Source organism: Parvibaculum sp., assembly GCF_030651915.1.
GTDB lineage: Bacteria > Pseudomonadota > Alphaproteobacteria > Parvibaculales > Parvibaculaceae > Parvibaculum.
In genome coordinates this window covers 391,394-411,831 of record NZ_JAUSBV010000005.1, presented here as the reverse complement: position 1 = coordinate 411,831, position 20,438 = coordinate 391,394, and the positions used below count along the sequence as shown (strand labels likewise).

The window sequence follows — 20,438 nt, the reverse complement described above, 5'->3', positions numbered from 1 at the left end:
TCTTCTTCCACCCTCAAAGGGTGAGGTGAAGGGAAGAAGAAGGGTTCACGCGGAGGCGCGGAGACGCGGAGAGAAGAAAAATTGTTGCGCCTTCGGCGCGAAGCGCCAGGAAACGTTCCCTGTACCACTGCTTGAAATTTTCTTGCTTCCCTTCTCCGTGTCTCCGCGTCTCCGCGTGCAAAATCTTCACCTTGCCACGGGCCGCAGCGGTCCATGTCCCGGCTTTCGCCGGGATGACACCAAGGTTTTTGACCTCCCAGAGAGAACCCATCCCCATGGCCCTGATCCTTCTAACCGCTCCGGCCGTCGAGCCGGTGACGCTGGCGGAAGCGCGCGCGCATCTGCGTCTCGACGGGACGGAGGAGAACCCGCTGGTCGAGGCGCTGATCGCGGCGGCGCGCACCGCGCTCGAGGCCGAGACGCGGCGGGCCTTCGTGACGCAGAGCTGGCGGCTGACGCTCGATGCCTGGCCGCATGGCGCGGTGATGTTGCCGCTGGCGCCGGTGCAGGATGTGACGTCGGTGGCGGTTGCGGACGCGGCGGGCGCGATGGCGGCCCTCGATGCGGCGCTTTATGAAACGGCGCTGGCCGGCGACGCGCCGCGCCTCGCGCCGACTAAGGCCTGGCCGCAACCGGCAACAAGGCTGGCCGGCATCGAGATCGATTTCACCGCCGGCTATGGCGCCGCCGCCGACGTGCCGCCGCCCTTGAAACAGGCGTTGCTGCTGCTGGTCGCGCACTGGTTCGAGCATCGCGAGCCGGTCGGCGCCGGGACCGAGCTGCCGCGCATGATCACGGCGCTGGTCGCGCCTTACCGGCGGCTGCGGCTGTGAGCGCGGGCGCGATGCGCGAACGCGTGACGCTGCAGGCACCGCTGCGGACGTCCGATGGCGCCGGCGGTGCCGTCGTGACCTGGAGCGATGTCGCGACCGTCTGGGCGCATGTGATGACGCGGGGCGGCGGCGAGCGTCCGGCCGGCGAGCGCATGGAGGCGCGGCGCGCCTTGCAGGTGATGATCCGCTATCGCAGCGGCGTGAGCGCCGACATGCGGCTCTTGTGGCAAGGGCGGGCGCTCGACATTCGCAGCGTCAGCGATATCGACGGCAAGCGCCACACGCTGCTGATCGATTGCGAGGAGGGCGGCACATGAGCGCGGATCTGGCGTTGCAGAAGGCCGTCTATGCGGCGCTCGCCGCCGACGCCGCGCTGGCGGCGCTGGTGGCCGCGCGCATTTACGACAATCCGCCCGACGATGTGGGGCTGCCCTACCTGACGCTGGGCGAAAGCGAGACACGCGACTGGAGCACCGGCGAGAGCCGCGGCGCCGAACATCTTCTGTCGTTGCACGCTTTTTCGCGGCGCGGCGGCCGGGCGGAAGCGAAAGAGATCCTCGCCGCGGTCGGCGCCCGGCTGCATGACGCGGCGCTGACTCTGGAAGGTCATGCGCTGGTCAATCTGCGGCTGCGCGACAGCGAGACGCGGCGCGAGGCCGACGGCACGACCTGGCGCGGCACCATCCGCTTCCGCGCCGTGACCGAGGAAGCATGACAGGAAGGAGCGACAGATGACCGCCCAGAAAGGCAAGGACCTGCTGGTGAAGCTCGACGAGACCGGCAGCGGCAGCTTCGCCACCGTGGCCGGACTGCGCACCCGCGCGCTGGCCTTCAATGCACGGCCCGTCGATATCACCCATGCGGAATCGGCCGGGCGCTGGCGCGAGCTGCTGGAAGGCGCCGGCGTCCGCACGGCGGCGATCACGGGGCGCGGCATCTTCAAGGATGCGGGCTCGGATGCGAGCGTGCGGCAGATCTTCTTCGACGGCGCGATCCGCGACTGGCAGGTGGTGATCCCCGATTTCGGCACCGTCGAGGGCCCGTTCCAGATCGTGGCGCTGGAATTTTCCGGCGAACATGACGGCGAGGTGACATTCGACCTGGCGCTGGAAAGCGCCGGCCAGATTTCCTTTGCCGGCGCGTGAGCATGGCCAACCGGCACAGAGGCGAAATCGAGGCCATGCTGGGCGGCGAGCGGCGCCTGCTGGTGCTGACGCTGGGCGCGCTGGCCGAACTCGAACAGGCCTTTGGCGGCGAGGACATGCTGGCGCTGGCCGCACGCTTCGAGACCGGACGCATTTCGGCGATGGACGCCGTGTGCGTGATCGGCGCGGGGTTGCGTGGTGCCGGCGCCGAGATTTCGGACGCCGAAGTGGCGCGGCTGACGGCCGATGGCGGTGCCGCGGGCTACATCGCCATCGTCGCCGATCTGCTGGCGGCGACATTCGGCGGCGCGGCGGCATCGTGAGCCCACCGCGCTTTCCCTGGGCGGAAGCGATGACGCTGGGCCTCGGGCGGCTGCGCCTCGCGCCCGATCGCTTCTGGCGGCTGACCCTGCCCGAACTCGCCGCCGCCGCGCGGGCGCTTCAGCCGGCGACCGATGCACCGATGGCGCGCGGCGAGCTTGCGGCATTGATGACGCGGTTTCCGGATGCACCGCCCGCTTCATCCGCAGACTGATGACGGAAAAGGCGCGCTCCGCGCGAAATGTTGACAAAAATCGAGGGCCTGTTGCCGATATACATCGCCCCGTCCGGCATTTGACGATTGCGCAAGCCGCATTCCGAAAGTAGCGTTTTAGTGTCGGGGCCGCTGCACAAGCTGCCGGTCCTGCATGGGGGACATAATTCCGGGGGCATACCGATGATCGCTTTCACTCGCGTCGCGCTGGCATTCGCCGCGCTGTCGTTTCTGGCCGCTTGTGCAACAAAACCTGTCGTGCCGTTCGATCGCAGTTCCTCGGGCGAGATGAAGACCATCGGGCTGGTGAGCCCGGCAACGCCCAGTGGGCCCTCCGCGGTGCTGGCCAGTACCGTTGGCCAGAGTTTCGGCCTGGTGGGCGCGCTGATCGATGCCGGCATCCAGGCCAATCGTGAGAGCAAGCTGTCGTCGCTGCTGAGTGGCCAAAATTTCTCCGCACGCGATCGGCTGACCGACGGCATCAAGGCCTCGCTGGAGGCACAAGGCTATACGGTGGTCTCGGTGCCGACGACACGGACCAGCACCACCGCCTTTCTCGAAACCTATCCGCCCGCGAGCGGCGAGCCGAAAGTCGATGCCTATCTCGATGTCGTGCTCAATCACTATGGCTATATCGCTGCCGGCATCACGGCGGGCACGCCCTATCGCCCGACACTGGCGGCGACCGTGCGTCTCGTCAGCGCGCGCAATTCGAGCGTGCTGATGGAGGACAGCATCTATTACAACCCGATCGGCACCTATGACCAGGCCCGGCATGTGACCATTGCGCCGGATGCGGAATATTCCTTCGGTTCCTTCGACACCCTGACGGGCAGTCCGGAACACGCCGTAGCGGGCCTCGACACGGCTTTCGTCAAATCGACCGAAGCCATCGCGGCACTGATGCGCTGACACGCGGAAGGGGAGGGGTGCGGCGATGAGAACAGCCTTGTCGAAGGCACTGCCGGCGCTGGCGGCGCTGGCGCTGGCAGGTTGCGAGACGACGCAGCCCGGCCCGCCGCCGATCGTGCAGATCGCACCGTCGAACTGCAGCGAAAGCCCCAGCCTCGCGCGGGCGCAGTCGCTGCCCTTCGACGCCGAGGACAAGAAGAAGCCCGAACGCGTGACCATCGACGCCGGCAGTCCCTGCATCGAACGGGACGGCGCCAAAAGCCTCTACCGTATCCTGGCGCTGCCGGCGCCCGGCGAGCCCTACATGGTGACGCTGCGCAGCCTGCCCGGGCAGAACAGCATTTTCGCGCCGCAGCTGGCGCTGCTCGATGCAGAAGGCGCCGAGACGCGCCGCATCGACCGCGAAGCACTGCTGTTCCGCGGTCAGGCCCTGTCGGCGGTGCTGCGCATCCGCGACGAGGAACGCTATCTGGTCATCGCCTCCGATCCGCAGCTGGTGGGCCAGGACATCGCGCGGCTGAGCGGCCGGACCCATCAGCAGATGATCTCGACCGGCACGGCGATGTTCGCCGTCTATACCGGCTCGGAATCGACGACGCAGATGACCTATTCGCATGGCGGCACGATCGACGTGTCGGCAACGCCGATCCAGAACGCCAGATAGACCGCGACCTCCAAGCCATTTCAGGACCATCATGACCCCCGACACCGATCCGGCGGCGCTGACGCGCGCCATGGAGGCGGCGGCCGCGGCAACGCGCGCCTTCGGCCTCGAAACGCAACGCACCTTGCGCGGCGTCACTGAGGATTATCGCCGCGCCGGCGCGGGCGGGCGCGATTTCGGCCGCGCGCTGACATCCGCCTTCGAAGGCGTCGCGCTGAAGGGCCGTTCGCTCTCCGATGTGCTGCGCAAACTGGCGCTCGACATTTCGCGCCTGGCGCTGGAAAGCCTGACGCGCTCGATCTCGGGCGCCGTGGCGGGCGGGATCGGCGGCATGTTCGGTGCGCTGGTCGGCAGCGCCCGGGGCAATACCTTTGCCGATGGCCGTGTGCTGCCCTTCGCCAAAGGCGGCGTCGTCAACAGTCCGCTGCTGTTTCCATTGCGCGGCGGAACCGGGCTTGCCGGCGAGGCCGGGCCCGAAGCGATCTTACCGCTGAAGCGCAGCCGCGACGGCCGCCTCGGCGTGGCGGCGGAAGCCGGCGCGGGCGTCATCAACGTCACCTTCAATGTGACCGCCACCGACGCCGAGAGCTTCCGCCGTTCCGAATCCCAGATCGCCGCGATGCTGGCCCGCGCGGCGGCGCGCGGCGCCCGGAACCTCTGACATGGCCTTTCATGAAATCCGCTTTCCGCTGGCGATCGGCTTCGGCGCCTCGGGCGGGCCGGAGCGGCGCACCGAGATCGTGACACTGGGCTCGGGCCATGAGGAGCGCAACAGCCCCTGGGCGCTGTCGCGGCGGCGCTGGAATGCCGGCCTCGGCCTGCGCGCGCTCGACGACATTCACACGCTGATCGAATTTTTCGAGGCGCGTCACGGGCGGCTGCACGGCTTCCGCTGGCACGACCGCGTCGACGGCAAGAGTTGCGCGCCGGGCGCGAGCGTCGCGCCAGCCGACCAGCTGCTGGGCACGGGCGACGGCGCGCGGCTGAGTTTCCCGCTGGTCAAGCATTACAGTTCAGGCGGCGCGAGCTACACGCGCGCAATCGCCAAGCCGGTGGCGGACAGCGTGCGCGTCGCGGTCGGCGGCATCGAGATGGCGGCGGGTACCGATTTCACGGCCGACCCGACAGCCGGCCTTGTCGCTTTCACGGCCGCACCCGAGGCGGGCGCAATGGTTACGGCGGGCTTCGAATTCGACGTGCCGGTGCGCTTCGACACCGATTTTCTCGACATCAACCTCGGCGCCTTCGACGCCGGCAGCGTCCCCGACGTGCCGATCATCGAAATCCGGATCTGAACCGATGAAAACCCTGCCCCCCGCGCTTGCCGCGCATCTGGCGTCCGGCGCAACGACGCTGGCGACCTGCTGGAAGCTGACCCGCGCCGATGGCACGGCGATGGGCTTTACCGATCACGACCGCGATCTCGGCTTCGACGGCCTGACCTACGAAGCCGCGGGCGGTTTCACGGCAACGGCGCTCGAGCATTCCTCGGGGCTCGCCGTCGACAATCTCGATGTCGCCGGCGCGCTTTCATCGGCGCGGATCGAGGAGGGCGATCTCGCCGCCGGACTCTATGACGATGCCGAATTCGAAATCTGGCGCGTCAACTGGCAGGCGGTGGAAGAGCGCATGTTGCTGCGCAAGGGCAATCTCGGCGAGGTGACGCGGTCGGGTGTGGCCTTCAGCGCCGAACTGCGCGGCCTTGCCCATCGCCTCAATCAGCCGGTGGGGCGCATCTTCCAGTATGGCTGCGACGCCGATCTCGGCGACGCGCGTTGCGGCATTGCGCTCGATGCGGATCAATTTCGCGGCGCGGGCACCGTCGTCAGCGCCGAGGGCGACCGCATCATCGTGGCGAGCGGGCTCGAGGCTTTCGCCGAAGGTTGGTTCGAGCGCGGCAGGATTGTCTTCAGCGGCGGCGCGAATGACGGTGCGGCGATGGAAGTGAAGGCACATGCCCTGACGCCCGAAGGCACACGGCTCGAACTCTGGCGGGCGATGGCGCGCGGCGTTGCGCCCGACGACACATTCGTCGTGACGGCCGGTTGCGACAAGCAGTTCGCGACCTGTCGCGCCAAATTTTCGAACGGCGTCAATTTTCGCGGCTTCCCGCATATGCCGGGTAACGATTTCGTGCTGGCGCGCGCGGGCGATGGCCCGAACGACGGCAGCCGGCGGGCCTGAGATGACGACACGCGCGGACATCGTCGCCGCCGCGCGCGGCTGGATCGGCACGCCCTATCGCCATCAGGCGAGCCTGAAAGGCGCCGGCACCGATTGTCTCGGTCTGGTGCGCGGCGTCTGGCGCGAGACAATCGGCGCCGAGCCCGAAGCGCCGCCGCCCTATACGCCCGACTGGGCCGAGGCGCCGGGCAGCGCGACCGAGGAGACGATGGCGGACGCCGCGCGGCGGCACATGACGGAAATCGCGGTTGCCGACGCGCAGGCCGGCGAGGTGATGCTGTTCCGCATGCGCCCCGGCGGCCCGGCCAAACATGCCGCGATCCTGAGCGCGCCGGAGCGGATGATTCATGCCTGGTCGGGCCGCGCCGTTGTCGAAACCAGCATGGGCCGCTGGTGGCGCGCACGGGCGGCCTTTGCCTTTCGCTTTCCCGGAACGGACGACTGACGCATGGCAACGCTGGTTCTTTCCTCGGTCGGCTCGGCGCTCGGCAACACGCTCCTGCCGTCGGGCCTGAGCTTTTTCGGCGCGAGCATCAGCGGCGCGGCGCTGGGCAGCGCGATCGGCACCGGGCTCGGCGCCTATGTCGATGCACAGCTTTTCGGTTCATCGGCCAGCGCGCAGGGACCGCGTCTCAACGAACTGCATGTGATGGCCTCGACCGAGGGCGCGCCGATCCCGCGTCTCTACGGGCGGGCGCGGCTCGCCGGACAGGTGATCTGGGCCACCCACTACAAGGAGCATGTGCGCAAGCGCTCCTCCGGCGGCGGCAAGGGCGGCGGCGGGTCGAGCGTTACGGTCACCGAATACAGCTACAGCGTTTCCTTCGCGGTGGCGCTTTGCGAGGGCGCGGTGACGCGCATCGGCCGTATCTGGGCCGACGGCAAGCCGCTCTCGCTTTCGGGCCTGACATGGCGGTTGCACAAGGGCGACGCGGCGCAGCAGCGCGATCCGTTGATCGAGGCGGTTGAAGGCGCGGATGCCGCGCCGACCTATCGTGGCACGGCCTATATCGTCTTCGAGAACATGGATGTAACGCCTTTCGGCAACCGCATCCCGCAATTGAGCTTCGAGGTCTTCCGCTCGCTGAGCGAGATCGAGGGCCTTGTGCGCGCGGTGACGATGATTCCCGGCGCCGGGGAGTTCGTCTATGACACGCAGCCGCAACGCGAGATCCTCAGCGAGACATCGAGCCGGGCGCTCAATCGGCACAGCTCGGACGGCCGCGCCGACTGGCATGTGGCGCTCGACGAACTGGAGGCGACCTGCCCGAATGCGCGTGCCGTGTCGCTGGTCGTCGCCTGGTTCGGCGACGATCTGCGCTGCGGCCATTGCACGGTGCGTCCCAAGGTCGAGATCGGTCACAAGATCACGCAACCCGGAAGCTGGAGCGTGGCGGGGATCGGCCGCACGGCCGCGCAGACCGTCAGCCAGATCGAGGGGCGCCCGGCCTTTGGCGGCACGCCTTCGGACGCCTCGGTGGTGCGTGCGTTGCAGGATATCAAGGCGCGCGGAATGAGCGCCGTCTTCTATCCCTTCGTGCTGATGGATGTGCCGGCAGGTAATACCAAGCCCGATCCCTGGGGCGGGACAAGCCAACCGTCCTTTCCCTGGCGCGGCCGGATCACCTGCGATCCGGCGCCCGGCCGCGACGGCACGCCCGACAAGACGAGCGCCGCGGCGACGCAGGTCGAAAGCTTTTTCGGTAGCGCCGCACCCGGCGCCGGCGAATGGTCCTATCGCCGCATGGTGCTGCACTATGCCGATCTCTGCGTGCAGGCGGGCGGGGTCGATGCTTTCCTGATCGGCTCGGAACTGAAGGCACTGACACAGGTGCGGAGCGGCGCCGATGCCTATCCGGCCGTTGTGGCATTGCAGTCGCTTGCCGCCGATGTGAAGACGATCCTCGGACCCGGAACGAAGGTCTCCTATGCCGCCGACTGGTCGGAATATGCCGGTCACGCCCCGGACGACGGTACAGGCGATCTCCATTTTCATCTCGATCCGCTCTGGGCCGACGCCAATGTGGATTTCATCGGCATCGACAATTACGCACCGCTGAGCGACTGGCGCGACGGACAGATCCATCTCGACGCCGAAGAAGGCTGGCGCTCGATCAACGATCTCGACTACCTGCACAGCCGCATCGCCGGCGGCGAGGATTTCGACTGGTATTATGCGAGCGAAGCTGACCGCGCGAGCCAGCTGCGCACGCCGATCGCCGACGGCGCCTATGGCAAACCCTGGGTCTGGAGCGCCAAGGACATCAAGTCCTGGTGGTCGAACGCTCACCACAACCGGCCGGGCGGCATCGAGGCCGAAGCGCCGACGGCCTGGCTGCCGCAATCGAAGCCCATCTGGTTCACCGAACTCGGCTGCCCGGCCATCGACAAGGGCACCAACCAGCCGAATGTTTTCGTCGATCCGAAATCGGCCGAAAGCGCGCTGCCGCATTTCTCGCGCGGCACCCGCGACGATTTCATCCAGCGCCGTTTCATCGAAGCGCAGATGAGCTACTGGAACCCGGCGCATGCCGATCATGTCGCCGGCGCCAATCCGGTGTCGGCGGTTTATGGCGGGCCGATGGTCGATCCGGCGCGGATCTTCCTCTGGACCTGGGACGCACGCCCCTTCCCGACCTTTCCGGAACGGATCGACATCTGGACCGATGGTGAGAACTGGCAGCGCGGCCACTGGCTCAACGGCCGCATGGGCGCCGCGCCGCTTGCCGACCTTGCCGCGGCGATCATGCGCGAGGCCGGCTTTGCGGAATTCGATGTCGGCGAATTGGGCGGCACGGTCGAAGGTTTCGTCATCGACCGGATCATCTCGCCGCGCGCGGCGCTGGAGCCGCTGATGCTGGCGCATTTCTTCGATGCCGCCGAAACGCAGGGTGTCATTCGCTTCCGTCATTTTGGCGACGTGCCGGTCGCGCGCCTGACGCCCGATGAACTGGCGGTTGACGACAACAGCGCCGCACCCGGTTATGCCTTGACGCGCGGGCAGGAGACCGAACTGCCGAATGCGGCGAAGATCGTCTATATCGATGGCGGCGGCGAATACCGGCAGGCGGCGGTCGAGGCGCGGCGGCTGGCGGGCCGCAGCGCGCGCGTGGCGACGGCGACGCTGCCGATGGTGCTGACGCAACCGGCCGCGCAAGCGATTGCCGATATCTGGATGCAGAAAGCCTGGAGCGAACGCGAGCGTGCCGCACTCGCATTGCCGCCGAGCCGTCTCGCGCTCGATGCCGGCGATGTGGTGACGCTCGAATTGCCGCATCGTGAAGCACGCTTTCGCCTGACCGAGATCGCCGACACGCATATGCGGAGCTGCCGTGGCGTCGGGACGGAAGAGAGCCTTTACGGGCCGGTCACGGCACCCGTCCGCTCAAGTTCGCCGGCGGCGGCACCGAGCTATGGAACGCCGCTCGCCGTCTTCATGGATTTGCCGCTGCTGACCGGCGAAGAGACGCCGCATGCGCCGCGTATTGCCGTGGCCGCCGATCCATGGCCGGGCGGCATCGCCGTTTTCAAAAGCGCCGGCGCGGGCTTCGCCTTTGACCGCGTGGTCACGCGGCCGGCGACGCTCGGCTTCACACTGACGCCGCTGATGCCGGGGCCGGTTGGCCGCTGGGACGAGGCGAACGAGCTGACGATCGCGCTTTCAAGCGGCGAGCTGGCCAGCGCCGACATGCTGTCAGTGCTGGCAGGCGCCAATGCCGCCGCTCTTGAAACGCCGGAAGGCGACTGGGAGATCATCCAGTTTCGCGCGGCACTGCTGGTCGCGCCCAATGAGGTGTTGCTGTCCGGCTTGCTGCGCGGGCAGGGCGGAAGCGAGGGCGCCATGCGCGCGCCGCTCGCGCCCGGTGCGCGCTTTGTGCTGCTCGACGAGGCGGTGAGCGAACTCGGCATGAGCGATACCGAACGCGGCCTCGCACGGCTCTGGGCCTATGGGCCGGCGCCGCTGCCGCTCGACGATGAAACCTATGTCAGCATCGAGCGCATTTTTGACGGTATCGGCCTGCGTCCGCTGAGCCCGGTGCATCTGCGCGTGCGGCGCGGCGAAGGCGGCGATATTGAACTCGGCTGGATCCGCCGCACCCGCATTGGCGGCGACAGCTGGACCGGTCTCGACGTGCCGCTCGGCGAGGAAAGCGAAGCTTACGAAATCGACATCCACGACGGTGAGGCGGTCAAGCGCGTTATCGCGGCAACAGAGCCGCGCGCGGTCTACAGCGCAGCCGACCAGATTGCCGATTTCGGCAGCTCCGGATTTCCGGCGCTCGAGGTCACCGTCTGTCAATTGAGCGCCAGCTTCGGCCGCGGCGCGGGCCGACGCGCGACCTTGACCGTCTGACCGTTTTGTACCTTTCGCCCGCCCCAAGGGCTCAACCGGAGGACCGAAACATGCTGGAATTTCTTGCATCGATATTGCCTGGCGGCTGGCTGGTGTGGCTCGAGGCCGCGCTGGCAATTGTCGGCGCTGCCTCGGCCATTGCCGCCGCAACGCCGACGCCGAAGGACGACACGCTGATCGGCAAGCTCTACCGGGTGCTTGACTGTGTGGCACTGAATATCGGGCACGCCAAGGAAGAGGCCGATCGCCGGTATTTCTGAGAAAAACCACCCCCGGCGCCGGAAAACCGCGCCGGGGGTACAAATATTCGCTCAATATTGCATCGAAACAGACGGGTTCGATTAGAAATCTCTTAAATATTTCACCATAAAATCGTCATTGTAGCGTACCCCGAACCGAACGGACTTGAGACGTCAGGGGGACAACTCCGATGGCCCGAAAGATCTTCTACAATCGCCGCTCACGCCGCCGCATGGCCGCGGTGGCAGGCATTTGCGCCTGCGCCGCGATGCTCTTTTCGGCGGGCGTCTATACCGGCAAGAACTATCCCGCCTTGTTCAGTGTCGCGTCACTTCCGGTCACGGCGCAGGTCGCCGTCGATGTTGCGCCGGTGACGCTTGCCGCAGCGGAATTCTGATCCGCCACCAGCCTTCGCGGCGCTCTTCCCCCACGATCTCCTTCCAAATCCGAAACGCCCCTGTTCCCACGCGGACAGGCGAACCATATCCTGCTAGAAACGCCTCCGAACGATAAGGGGCGACGGGCAGGAACGGCGTTTATGGATTTTCATCTCACCGGCAAGACGGCGCTCGTCTCGGGCGCGCATCGCGGCACCGGTCGCGCCATCGCGCATGCGTTGGCGCGCGAGGGCGCCGATGTGCTGGTGCATGGCTTTGCGCAAGATGCTGCCGACGCGGTCGCCGCCGAAATTCGCGGCCTCGGATTTTCGGCGCGCGGTATCGCGGGCGACATTCTGAACGATGCCGGTGCGGCCGAAGTCGCCGCCGCTGCGGGCGATGTCGACATTCTGATCAACAATTACGGCACGGCCGATGCAGGCTCGTGGACGAAGTCCGAAACGCCGGACTGGATCGAGGCCTATGAAAAGAACGTGCTGTCGGCGATGCGCCTGACGCGCGCCTTCATGGGCGCGATGCAGCGCAAGGGCTGGGGCCGCATCGTGATGCTCGGCACCATCGGCTCGACCGAGCCCGCCGCGCGCATGCCGCAATATTATGCGTCGAAGGGCGCACTGGCGACGATGACGATTTCGCTAGCGAAGGAACTCAAGGGCAGCGGCATCACCGTCAATCTCGTTTCACCGGGCCTGATCCGCACCAAGGAAGTCGAAGAACGGTTTCTGGCGCAAGGCCGCGAGCGCGGCTGGGGCACGACATGGGACGAGGTCGAGCCGCATGTGCTGAAGAATTTCATGGGCAATCTGACGGGAAAGATTCCGCTGCCTGAGGAAATCGCCGATCTGGTGGCTTTCGTCGCCAGTCCGCGCGCGGGCGCGATCAACGCGCTGAATATCCGGATCGACGGCGGTACGACCGCCCTGGTGACGTGAGGACAGAATGATGCAGGCCTTCCGCTTCGATCTTTGCGAATTGCCGGACGAAACCAGAGGCCTGCGCGCCGACGTGCGCGCCTTCCTCGCCGAGGAGCTCGCAAAGGTGCCGGCGGTGACGCGGGCGCAGACCTGGTCGGGATCGGATCCCGAATTCAGCCGCAAGATGGGTGCGAAGGGCTGGATCGCAATGACCTGGCCGAAGAAATATGGCGGCCATGAGAAGAGCGCCTTCGACCGCTATGTGGTGCTGGAGGAACTGCTGGCCGCCGGCGCGCCGGTGGGCGCGCACTGGATCGGCGACCGGCAGTCGGGTCCGCTCTTGATGCGCTTCGGTACCGAGGAGCAGCGCCAGAAAATCCTGCCACGCGTTGCGAAAGGCGAATGTTATTTCTGCATCGGCATGTCGGAGCCGGATTCAGGCTCCGACCTTGCCGCGACGCGCACCCGCGCCGACAAGGTCGACGGCGGCTACAAGGTCAACGGCACCAAGCTCTGGACCTCGGGCGCCCATACCGCGCATTACATGATCGGGTTGTTCCGCACCCATCTCGATCCGCAGAACAAACATGCGGGGCTGACGCAATTTCTGGTCGATCTGAAAACGACCGGGGGCATCACGATCCGCCCGATCCGGGATCTGGCTGGCAAGGCGCATTTCAACGAGGTGGTGTTTCAGGATGCTTTCGTGCCCGACGACATGCTGGTCGGCACCGAAGGCGGCGGCTGGAACCAGGTGACGGCGGAACTCGCCTTCGAACGCTCCGGCCCCGAACGCTATCTCTCGAGCTTCATCCTGATGGTCGAAATGATCCGCGAACTCGAAAAGCGCGGCGGCGCGGAAGGCGCGCGCGAGATCGGCCGTCTCGTCGCGCATCTGGTGACGCTCCGGCAGATGTCGCTCTCGGTCGCCGGCATGCTCGACAAGGGCGAGAACCCGGCGCTCGAGGCCTCGGTGGTGAAAGACCTCGGCGCGATCTTCGAGCAGGACATGCCGGTGCGCGCGCATGAATTGCTGGGCATCGAGCCGACGGTCGGCGCGGGCAGCGACTATGAACAGGTGCTGGGTTATCTGACGCAGACGACGCCGTCCTTCTCGTTGCGCGGCGGCACGCGCGAAATCCTGCGTGGCATCATCGCCCGCGGGCTCGGGCTGCGGTGAGGAGCGGAACATGAACGAATTGCAGACGATCCTCGCCGACAGCGTCAACGGCTTGCTGGCCGAGCGCGTGACGAAGAACCTGATCCAGAGCGCCGAGGACGGCGTCTGGCCCGAAGCCTTGTGGAGCGAACTCGAAGCCAACGGGCTGACCCGCGTGCTGGCGCCGGAGGCGCAAGGCGGCGCGGGCGGCACATGGGCCGACGCGGCCATCGTGTTGAAGGCGGCGGGCCGCCATGTCGCGCCGCTGCCGCTCGCCGAAGCCGTGCTCGCGCATTGGCTGCTGGCCGAAGCCGGTATTGCGGCGCCCGACGGCGTGCTGACGGTGATGGAAGGCGATTTCACGCTTTCGGCCGGCAGGCTTTCGGGCACGGCGCGCCGCGTGCCCTGGGGCCGTCAGGCGGCGCATGGCGTTGCGCTGGTCGGCGGCAATCTGGTACTGGCGTCGCTCGACGGCGCATCGGTCGCGCCCGACATCAATGTGGCGCGCGAGCCGCGCGACACGCTGACGCTGAAAGCCGTAGCGGCGCAATCCGCGCCCGTCGCGCTGCCGGAGAACGCGTTGCGGCTTTACGGCGCGCTGGTGCGGGCCTGCCAGATGGCCGGTGCGCTCGACTATCTGGCGGCGCAGACGGTCGCCTATGCCAATGAACGGACGCAGTTCGGCAAGCCCATCGGCAAGTTTCAGGCGATCCAGCAGCAACTCGCCGTTCTGGCGACGCAGGCCGCCGCGACAGGCATTGCCGCCGACCATGCCTGCGCGCAGGCCGCGCGGCGCAAGAATGACGCGGCATTCGAGATTGCCGTCGCCAAGATCCGCGCCGACGATGCCTCGAGCATCGCAACCTCGATTGCCCATCAGGTGCATGGCGCGATCGGTTTCACCTATGAGCATGGCCTCCACTTCGCGACGCGCCGCCTCTGGTCGTGGCGCGCCGAGTTCGGCGCCGGCGCCGAATGGGCCGAAAGCCTCGGCCGCGAGACGATCGCGCGCGGCGCCGACGCGCTCTGGCCCTATGTGACGGCGCGATAGAATTTGCAACCGAAGAGAGAGCCCCGCCGATGAAAGTCTCCGAAGCCTTGAAGAGCCGCATCACCTGCCGCGCCTTTCTCGACAAGCCGGTGCCCGAGGCGACCGTGCGCCAGATTCTCGAAGAAGCGAAATACGCGCCCTCGGGCGGCAATCTGCAGCCCTGGCATGTTTATGTGGTGGCCGGCGACCGGCTGAAGGAATTTCTGGCCATCGTGGCCGAGAAGCAGAAAGACACGCCGTTCGGCGATGGTCTCGAATACGACATCTATCCGAAGGGCCTGACCGAGCCCTACAAGGGCCGGCGCTTCAAATGCGGCGAGGACATGTATGCGACCATCGGCGTGACGCGCGAGGACAAGGCCGGGCGGCAGGCGCAGTTCGCCCGCAATTTCCGTTTCTTCGACGCGCCGGTGGCGCTGTTTTTCGCCATCGACCGGCAGATGGGCCTCGGCCAGTGGTCCGATCTCGGCATGTTCATCCAGTCGGTGATGCTGGCCGCCCGCGAGCACGGGCTGCACACCGCGCCGCAGGAAGCCTGGGCGATCTGGTACAAGACGGTCGGCGAGTTTGTCGGGATACCGGAAGAGCTTATGCTGTTCTGTGGCATGGGGCTCGGCTACATGGATGAGGCAGCCCCCATTAACCAATTGCGCACGGATCGCGCACCGCTCGAGGAATTCGTGACGTTCAGCGGTTTCTGAGCGGCGAATTCTGACAGGAAGCCGCAACGCCCGTTCATCGCGGGTTCAGTCGGGATGGCTTAAGACCGGGGGCATGGGACAGAAATTCACATGGGTCGCCCTGACGACCGCCGCTTTGGCCCTCTTTCTGATGGGGTCGGGGCCGGCGCGCGCCGATCAGGTGATCGGGCAGGCACCGGCGGCGGCGCTGCTGGTCGAGGCCCAGTACTGGGACCGCGACGACAATGCGCGCGACGCCGTGCGCCAGGGCCGGGTGATCTCGCCGGGACAGGCCAAACAGGCGGCCCTGTCGAGTTATCCGGGCCGCTATCTCGACATGAGCCTTGCGGGCCAGACCTACTATGTGAAGATCAGAACGCCGGACAACCGGGTCGTCGTGGTGTCGGTCGACGCCTCTTCGGGCCGGGTCGAGGGCGCCCGTTAACGGGCAGAGAGCGGAGGCAAGGGATATGCGGCTACTGGTTGTCGAAGACGATCCCGACCTCAACCGCCAGCTTGTCGGCGCGCTGGAGGAAGCGGGCTATGTGGTGGACAGCGCCCGCGACGGCGAGGAAGGGCATTTCCTCGGCGACACCGAACCCTATGATGCGGTGGTGCTGGATCTCGGCCTGCCGGAAATGGACGGTGTGACGGTGCTGGAAAAGTGGCGCCGTGACGGCAAGATCATGCCGGTGCTGATCCTGACCGCGCGCGACCGCTGGTCGGACAAGGTCGCCGGTTTCGACGCCGGCGCCGACGACTATGTGGCCAAACCCTTTTTCATGGAGGAAGTGCTGGCGCGCTTGCGCGCGCTGCTGCGCCGCGCGACGGGTCACGCGACCAGCGAACTCGAATGCGGATCGGTCCGCGTCGACACACGCAGCTCCCGCGTGACGGTCGACGGAAGATCAATCAAACTGACCTCGCTCGAATACCGGTTGCTCGCCTATATGATGCATCATCGCGACCGCGTCATCTCGCGCACCGAACTCGTCGAGCATCTTTACGACCAGGATTTCGATCGCGACTCCAACACCATCGAAGTGTTTGTGGGACGCTTGCGCCGCAAGCTCGGCAAGGATGTGATCGAGACCGTGCGCGGGCTCGGCTACAGGCTGACGGCGCCGGAAGATGCGGTCTGACAGTCTCGCATTTCGCCTCGTTGCGGGGGCCGCGCTTTGGAGCGTCGTCGCGCTCGTTGTCGGCGGCCTGATCCTCTCGGCCATTTTTCGCAATTCGGTCGAGCGCAGCTTCGACGGACGGCTCGACGTGCTGCTCGACAGCCTGATCGCGACCACTGAAGTCGACGCGGCCGGCCAGCTTGTCCGTGCCCGCGAACTTTCCGAAACGCGCTTCGATCTCGCCTATTCGGGCTGGTACTGGCAGGTGTCGCCACTGACCGCGCGTCCGGCGTTGCGTTCGCGGTCGCTCTTCGACCAGTCGCTCGATCTGGCGCCGGGGCGCGGCGCCGGCCGCAACGATTTCGGCCTCAAGGTCTTCGACGTTCTGGGCCCCGAAGATCAACGGCTGCGCGTCGCCGAGCGGCGCGTTACGCTTCCGGATTACGACGTGCGGGTTTCCTTCGCGGTGGCCGGCGACCGCAGCGAGATCGATGCCGAGATACAAGGCTTCAATACCTGGCTTTTTGCTGCCATGGCCGCCATGGGGGCAGGTCTCATCGTCGCGCTGCTGATCCAGGTGCGTTTCGGGCTGCGGCCGCTCGAACGGGTGCGTCTGGCGTTGGCGCAAATTCGTTCGGGACAGACGACGAAGCTTGAAGGCGAATTTCCCTCCGAAATCGAGCCGCTGGCCGACGAACTCAACCGGCTGCTCGACGGCAATCGCGAAGTGCTGGAGCGGGCGCGCACCCATGTCGGAAATCTGGCGCATGCGCTGAAAACGCCCTTGAGCGTGCTGACCAATGAAGCGCGCGCGCATGACGACCCGTTCGGCGAAACGGTGGACCGGGTAGCGGGGCAAATGCGCGAGCAGATCGATCATCATCTGGCGCGTGCGCGCATGGCGGCGTCGGCCAATGTGCTCGGCGTCAACACGCCGGTCGCCCCGGTGCTGACGCGAATCTGCCGCGCGCTTGAACGTATCCATGCCGATCGCGGGCTCGCTCTCTCCGTCGATTGCCCCGAGACGACCGGCTTTCGCGGCGAGGCGCAGGATCTGGAGGAGGTCGCCGGCAACCTCGTCGACAATGCCTGCAAATGGGCCGCCTCGCGCGTCGTGTTGACGGTGACAGCCGGCGAGGCCCGAAACGGCCGCGCCTTCTTCATGCTGGCGGTGGAGGATGATGGGCCGGGTTTGCCGGAAGAAGCGCGCAAGACCGTATTGAAACGCGGTGCACGGCTCGATGAAACCAAGCCGGGATCGGGCCTCGGCCTCTCTATCGTGACCGAGATCGCGGAACTCTATGGCGGCGAATTGCGCCTCGAAACGTCGAAAATGGGCGGATTGCGAGCCGAACTCTATCTGCCGGCTTCAGCCGACTGAAACGGCCGCGCCAAGCTGAATGCCGGATGAACGGCGCATTCAGCGTCCGCTCAACGGCGGTTTCCTATCCTCGTGACTGTTGGATCACCCAATCAGGACATGGGGTACAGCTATGACGATCAAAAGCACTCTGCTCATGGGCACTCTGGCCTTGGCCCTGGCGGGCTGCCAGACGGGCGGCCCCGGTTATGGATATGGCGGCACGGGCCCGAAGGAAGGCTTCGGGACACTGGCCGGCGCCGTCGCGGGCGGCCTTGCCGGTTCGCAGATCGGCGGCGGTTCGGGCCGGCTCTGGGCCACCGGCGCCGGCGTTTTGGTGGGCGCGCTGGTTGGCAACAATATCGGCCGCAGTCTCGACCGCGCCGATCAGGCGTATCTCCAGAATGCGTCCTACAACGCGTTCCAGACCGGTCAGCCGACGCAGTGGCGCAATCCGGACAGCGGCAATTACGGTTATGTCGAGCCGCGCCGTTCCTACCAGTCGAATTCAGGCTATTGCCGCGAATACAGCCAGACCGTCTATATCGGCGGCCGCGCCGAGCAGGCTTACGGCACGGCGTGCCGTCAGCCGGACGGCAGTTGGCAGATCGTGAACTGACGCCACCTTCCCGCCTTCGTGAGACATCGACTTCGAATGATGCGGGATGTGAAAAGGCCGCCGCTCTCCCTGAGGGAGGCGGCGGCCAGTTCGGAAACGGCAGCGACGCAGTCCGTTTGTCTTCTCTCTGGACCGCCCCGTTTGCGTCCATCTATTTCGATTGCAGAGTCGCCGTGCCAGACACCGGTACGGCGATAAAGGATAAAGGCTCAGGCAGAAAGGCCCCCGGAAGTTGCCGACCTTACCTGCCTCGCCATACGACCCTCTGTCGAGATCGAAAACTTGGCGATGGCAAACGGTGTCACCAGACCGTTAGACATCGGATCACCTCCTTTCAATTGTTGAACCCAGTAGTGAGAGCCTGAATCTCCCGGCCGCGCTCGTCAAGTGAATGTGTGTGAAGAATTGGCACACACACGATCGAGTGTGCAGGATGGCCGTCATTGCTGGCATTTCCGATGCCGGAAGCGGTGCGTGTCACAACGTTCGAACGGCCGCCTGTCGCGGAGTCGGAACATTTTCGACAACGAATCAAAAAGTTAATGGCCGGGTGTTGCGGCGGCGTCGGCGGCCGGAGCGGGTTCCTCGGCAGCCAGCAGAGACGCGATGGTCGTCGGCCCGGCCAGTTCCGACTCCCGCGCTGCCAGCGTGCCGAAAAATGCGTCCACGCGCGGCTCGTGCGCGAGCGTCGCATCATCGATCTGGCGCTTGTAGCGTTGGGCCCGCACGGCGGCCATGACATCGGCGATGCGGGTCTTGTCGGCCGGACGGGTTGGCACAAAGCGGCTCGGATTGCTGGATGAAAAGGTCACGAGCCCGGCATTGCACAAGGCACCGGCAATTTCGCCCATCGCTTCCATCGGTACATGCAGCCGCCGCGCCAGCGCCTCCTCCGTCCACGGCGTCGATGCCCGGTCGAAAGCATCATGGATCAACAGGAGCGCCTGCACCGCCATGCGGTCGAGTTGACGTAGTGTCAGCGGGTTGATGCCCGATTGCGCCGAGAGGTAGGTGCGGTTCTGGTAGTAGAAGGCGATCGCGCAACCGCCGAGCAGGATCAGCCAGGCGGCATAAAGCCAGATCATGAAGAAGACCAGACTGGCAAAGGCCGAATAGATCGCAACATATTGTGCCGACTTGACGACGAAGGTGGCGAACGTCCAGCCGGCCGCGCCCCAGGTGATACCCGCCACAACAGCGCCGACAAGCGCCGCATCGAACCTGACCCGCGTGTTGGGGATCATCATGTAGATGAAGGTGAAAGCAGCGATCAGCACCGCGAAGGGCAAGAGCTTGCTCGACTGCTCGACCAGATAAACGACAAGCCAATACTCGGCGATGTCGCCGATGAAACTGTTGGAAATCGCACCGGCCATGATACCGATGACCGTCAAGACGATCAGCGGCCCGAGAATGCCCATGCTGACGATTTCGGTGAACTGTCGCGCAAAGGAGCGGCTGGCCTCGACATGCCAGATGCTGTTGAACGCCGACTCGACCTTGTTGATCAGCGAAATGACGGTGTAGAGCAGAAATGCAAAACCCACCGTACCGAGAACATTGACATTGACGCGCTGCACGAACTCCATCATGCGCGCGGTAATCTCCTCGCCCTGATCGCCAAGCGGCGACAGAAAGTCGGCCATGATGGTTTCGATATAGCTGTCGAAGCCAAAGGCACGGAAGATGGCGAAGGCGATGGCGAGCGCCGGCACCAGTGCCAGCAGTGTCGTGTAGACAAGGCTCATCGCCCGCAGGCTCAGCGCGCCGCCCACAAGCTCGCGGACGACCGCCCAGCCGATCCGCGCGGTCAGAAGCGTGGTGCGCCGCCAGAAACTCTGGTCGTCGAGAGACTGATCCCAGATGAGGTCGTGGAGGCGCTCGATGAGCGAAGCGGAGCCGAACATGGCGCCATGGTAGACGTGGCGTCCGACAATCGAAAGGCCCTCCGCCATGAGGGGAGGGCCTTGGCTTTTTCAGGGGCGGGCGAGGTCGCCCGCGCCGATGCTGTGTCGATCAGCCGAGTACCAGATTTTCGGCAGAGGAGCGGCCGTTGCGCCCCTCGACCAGTTCGTACTGGACTTGCTGTCCTTCCTGCAGGGTCTTCTGACCAGCCTGCTCGACGGCCGAGATATGGACGAAAACGTCCTTGCTCCCGTCGGCAGGTGCGATGAATCCGTAACCCTTCGTGGTGTTAAACCACTTCACGACTCCGCTAGCCATTGTGCGTTGAATGCCTCGTAAAGAGATAGAACGAACGGATACCGCT

At 65.9% G+C, this 20,438-nt stretch carries 25 protein-coding genes; 23 read left to right on the top strand and 2 right to left on the bottom strand.

Features of this window, described 5'->3' with window-relative positions:
- Positions 1–275: 275 nt before the first annotated feature.
- The 23 genes from Q7V31_RS06245 to Q7V31_RS06135 all read left to right on the top strand — a co-directional run bounded on the left by Q7V31_RS06245 (position 276) and on the right by Q7V31_RS06135 (position 18,169).
- The gene (locus Q7V31_RS06245) at positions 276–833 is read left to right on the top strand and encodes a head-tail connector protein (protein WP_304733164.1); all 558 of its coding nucleotides are present in this window, start codon (positions 276–278) and stop codon (positions 831–833) included.
- Positions 830–1,150, top strand: a complete 321-nt coding sequence (locus Q7V31_RS06240) for a phage head closure protein (protein WP_304733162.1) — start codon at positions 830–832, stop codon at positions 1,148–1,150. The genes Q7V31_RS06245 and Q7V31_RS06240 overlap by 4 nt, the downstream gene beginning before the upstream one ends.
- Positions 1,147–1,548: a DUF3168 domain-containing protein gene (locus Q7V31_RS06235; protein ID WP_304733160.1), complete on the top strand. Its 402-nt coding sequence runs from the start codon at positions 1,147–1,149 to the stop codon at positions 1,546–1,548. The genes Q7V31_RS06240 and Q7V31_RS06235 overlap by 4 nt, the downstream gene beginning before the upstream one ends.
- A gap of 16 nt (positions 1,549–1,564) precedes the next feature.
- Positions 1,565–1,978: a phage major tail protein, TP901-1 family gene (locus tag Q7V31_RS06230; RefSeq protein WP_304733158.1), complete on the top strand. Its 414-nt coding sequence runs from the start codon at positions 1,565–1,567 to the stop codon at positions 1,976–1,978.
- A 2-nt stretch (positions 1,979–1,980) separates the two neighbouring features.
- Complete coding sequence (locus Q7V31_RS06225; protein ID WP_304733156.1) at positions 1,981–2,301, top strand: gene transfer agent family protein; 321 nt, start codon at positions 1,981–1,983, stop codon at positions 2,299–2,301.
- The gene (locus Q7V31_RS06220; protein WP_304733154.1) at positions 2,298–2,513 is read left to right on the top strand and encodes a rcc01693 family protein; all 216 of its coding nucleotides are present in this window, start codon (positions 2,298–2,300) and stop codon (positions 2,511–2,513) included. The genes Q7V31_RS06225 and Q7V31_RS06220 overlap by 4 nt, the downstream gene beginning before the upstream one ends.
- A gap of 183 nt (positions 2,514–2,696) precedes the next feature.
- Positions 2,697–3,425: a hypothetical protein gene (locus Q7V31_RS06215; protein WP_304733152.1), complete on the top strand. Its 729-nt coding sequence runs from the start codon at positions 2,697–2,699 to the stop codon at positions 3,423–3,425.
- Positions 3,426–3,450: 25 nt separating this feature from the next.
- A complete protein-coding gene (locus Q7V31_RS06210) occupies positions 3,451–4,089 on the top strand; it encodes a MalM family protein (protein WP_304733151.1) in 639 nt (212 codons plus the stop codon).
- A gap of 31 nt (positions 4,090–4,120) precedes the next feature.
- The gene (locus tag Q7V31_RS06205; RefSeq protein WP_304733149.1) at positions 4,121–4,750 is read left to right on the top strand and encodes a phage tail tape measure protein; all 630 of its coding nucleotides are present in this window, start codon (positions 4,121–4,123) and stop codon (positions 4,748–4,750) included.
- A 1-nt stretch (position 4,751) separates the two neighbouring features.
- Positions 4,752–5,384, top strand: a complete 633-nt coding sequence (locus Q7V31_RS06200) for a DUF2460 domain-containing protein (protein WP_304733148.1) — start codon at positions 4,752–4,754, stop codon at positions 5,382–5,384.
- Positions 5,385–5,388: 4 nt separating this feature from the next.
- Entirely contained in the window at positions 5,389–6,273 is an 885-nt protein-coding gene (locus tag Q7V31_RS06195; protein ID WP_304733147.1) for a DUF2163 domain-containing protein, read from the top strand.
- A 1-nt stretch (position 6,274) separates the two neighbouring features.
- The gene (locus Q7V31_RS06190) at positions 6,275–6,718 is read left to right on the top strand and encodes an NlpC/P60 family protein (protein WP_304733146.1); all 444 of its coding nucleotides are present in this window, start codon (positions 6,275–6,277) and stop codon (positions 6,716–6,718) included.
- A 3-nt stretch (positions 6,719–6,721) separates the two neighbouring features.
- Positions 6,722–10,627: a glycoside hydrolase/phage tail family protein gene (locus Q7V31_RS06185; RefSeq protein ID WP_304733145.1), complete on the top strand. Its 3,906-nt coding sequence runs from the start codon at positions 6,722–6,724 to the stop codon at positions 10,625–10,627.
- 50 nt (positions 10,628–10,677) lie between these two features.
- Entirely contained in the window at positions 10,678–10,887 is a 210-nt protein-coding gene (locus Q7V31_RS06180; RefSeq protein WP_304733144.1) for a hypothetical protein, read from the top strand.
- A 170-nt stretch (positions 10,888–11,057) separates the two neighbouring features.
- Positions 11,058–11,264 carry a hypothetical protein gene (locus Q7V31_RS06175; RefSeq protein ID WP_304733143.1) on the top strand — a complete coding sequence of 69 codons (207 nt, stop codon included), beginning with the start codon at positions 11,058–11,060 and terminating at the stop codon, positions 11,262–11,264.
- Positions 11,265–11,405: 141 nt separating this feature from the next.
- The gene (locus Q7V31_RS06170; protein ID WP_304733142.1) at positions 11,406–12,197 is read left to right on the top strand and encodes an SDR family NAD(P)-dependent oxidoreductase; all 792 of its coding nucleotides are present in this window, start codon (positions 11,406–11,408) and stop codon (positions 12,195–12,197) included.
- 7 nt (positions 12,198–12,204) lie between these two features.
- The gene (locus tag Q7V31_RS06165) at positions 12,205–13,359 is read left to right on the top strand and encodes an acyl-CoA dehydrogenase family protein (RefSeq protein WP_304733141.1); all 1,155 of its coding nucleotides are present in this window, start codon (positions 12,205–12,207) and stop codon (positions 13,357–13,359) included.
- A 10-nt stretch (positions 13,360–13,369) separates the two neighbouring features.
- Complete coding sequence (locus Q7V31_RS06160) at positions 13,370–14,389, top strand: acyl-CoA dehydrogenase (RefSeq protein ID WP_304733140.1); 1,020 nt, start codon at positions 13,370–13,372, stop codon at positions 14,387–14,389.
- Positions 14,390–14,418: 29 nt separating this feature from the next.
- Positions 14,419–15,090 (top strand): nitroreductase family protein, encoded by a 672-nt coding sequence (locus tag Q7V31_RS06155; protein ID WP_304733139.1) that lies wholly within the window; start codon positions 14,419–14,421, stop codon positions 15,088–15,090.
- A 73-nt stretch (positions 15,091–15,163) separates the two neighbouring features.
- Entirely contained in the window at positions 15,164–15,514 is a 351-nt protein-coding gene (locus tag Q7V31_RS06150) for a PepSY domain-containing protein (protein WP_304733138.1), read from the top strand.
- Between the two features lie 25 nt (positions 15,515–15,539).
- Positions 15,540–16,211 carry a response regulator transcription factor gene (locus Q7V31_RS06145; protein ID WP_304733137.1) on the top strand — a complete coding sequence of 224 codons (672 nt, stop codon included), beginning with the start codon at positions 15,540–15,542 and terminating at the stop codon, positions 16,209–16,211.
- On the top strand, positions 16,201–17,571 hold the full coding sequence (locus Q7V31_RS06140; protein ID WP_304733136.1) for an ATP-binding protein: 1,371 nt from the start codon (positions 16,201–16,203) through the stop codon (positions 17,569–17,571). The genes Q7V31_RS06145 and Q7V31_RS06140 overlap by 11 nt, the downstream gene beginning before the upstream one ends.
- A gap of 112 nt (positions 17,572–17,683) precedes the next feature.
- Positions 17,684–18,169 carry an RT0821/Lpp0805 family surface protein gene (locus Q7V31_RS06135; protein ID WP_304733135.1) on the top strand — a complete coding sequence of 162 codons (486 nt, stop codon included), beginning with the start codon at positions 17,684–17,686 and terminating at the stop codon, positions 18,167–18,169.
- Between the two features lie 539 nt (positions 18,170–18,708).
- Here Q7V31_RS06135 and Q7V31_RS06130 read toward each other — a convergent pair.
- Positions 18,709–20,124 carry a YihY/virulence factor BrkB family protein gene (locus Q7V31_RS06130; RefSeq protein WP_304733134.1) on the bottom strand — a complete coding sequence of 472 codons (1,416 nt, stop codon included), beginning with the start codon at positions 20,122–20,124 and terminating at the stop codon, positions 18,709–18,711.
- 61 nt (positions 20,125–20,185) lie between these two features.
- Positions 20,186–20,392 (bottom strand): cold-shock protein, encoded by a 207-nt coding sequence (locus Q7V31_RS06125; protein WP_304733133.1) that lies wholly within the window; start codon positions 20,390–20,392, stop codon positions 20,186–20,188.
- Positions 20,393–20,438: the final 46 nt, after the last annotated feature.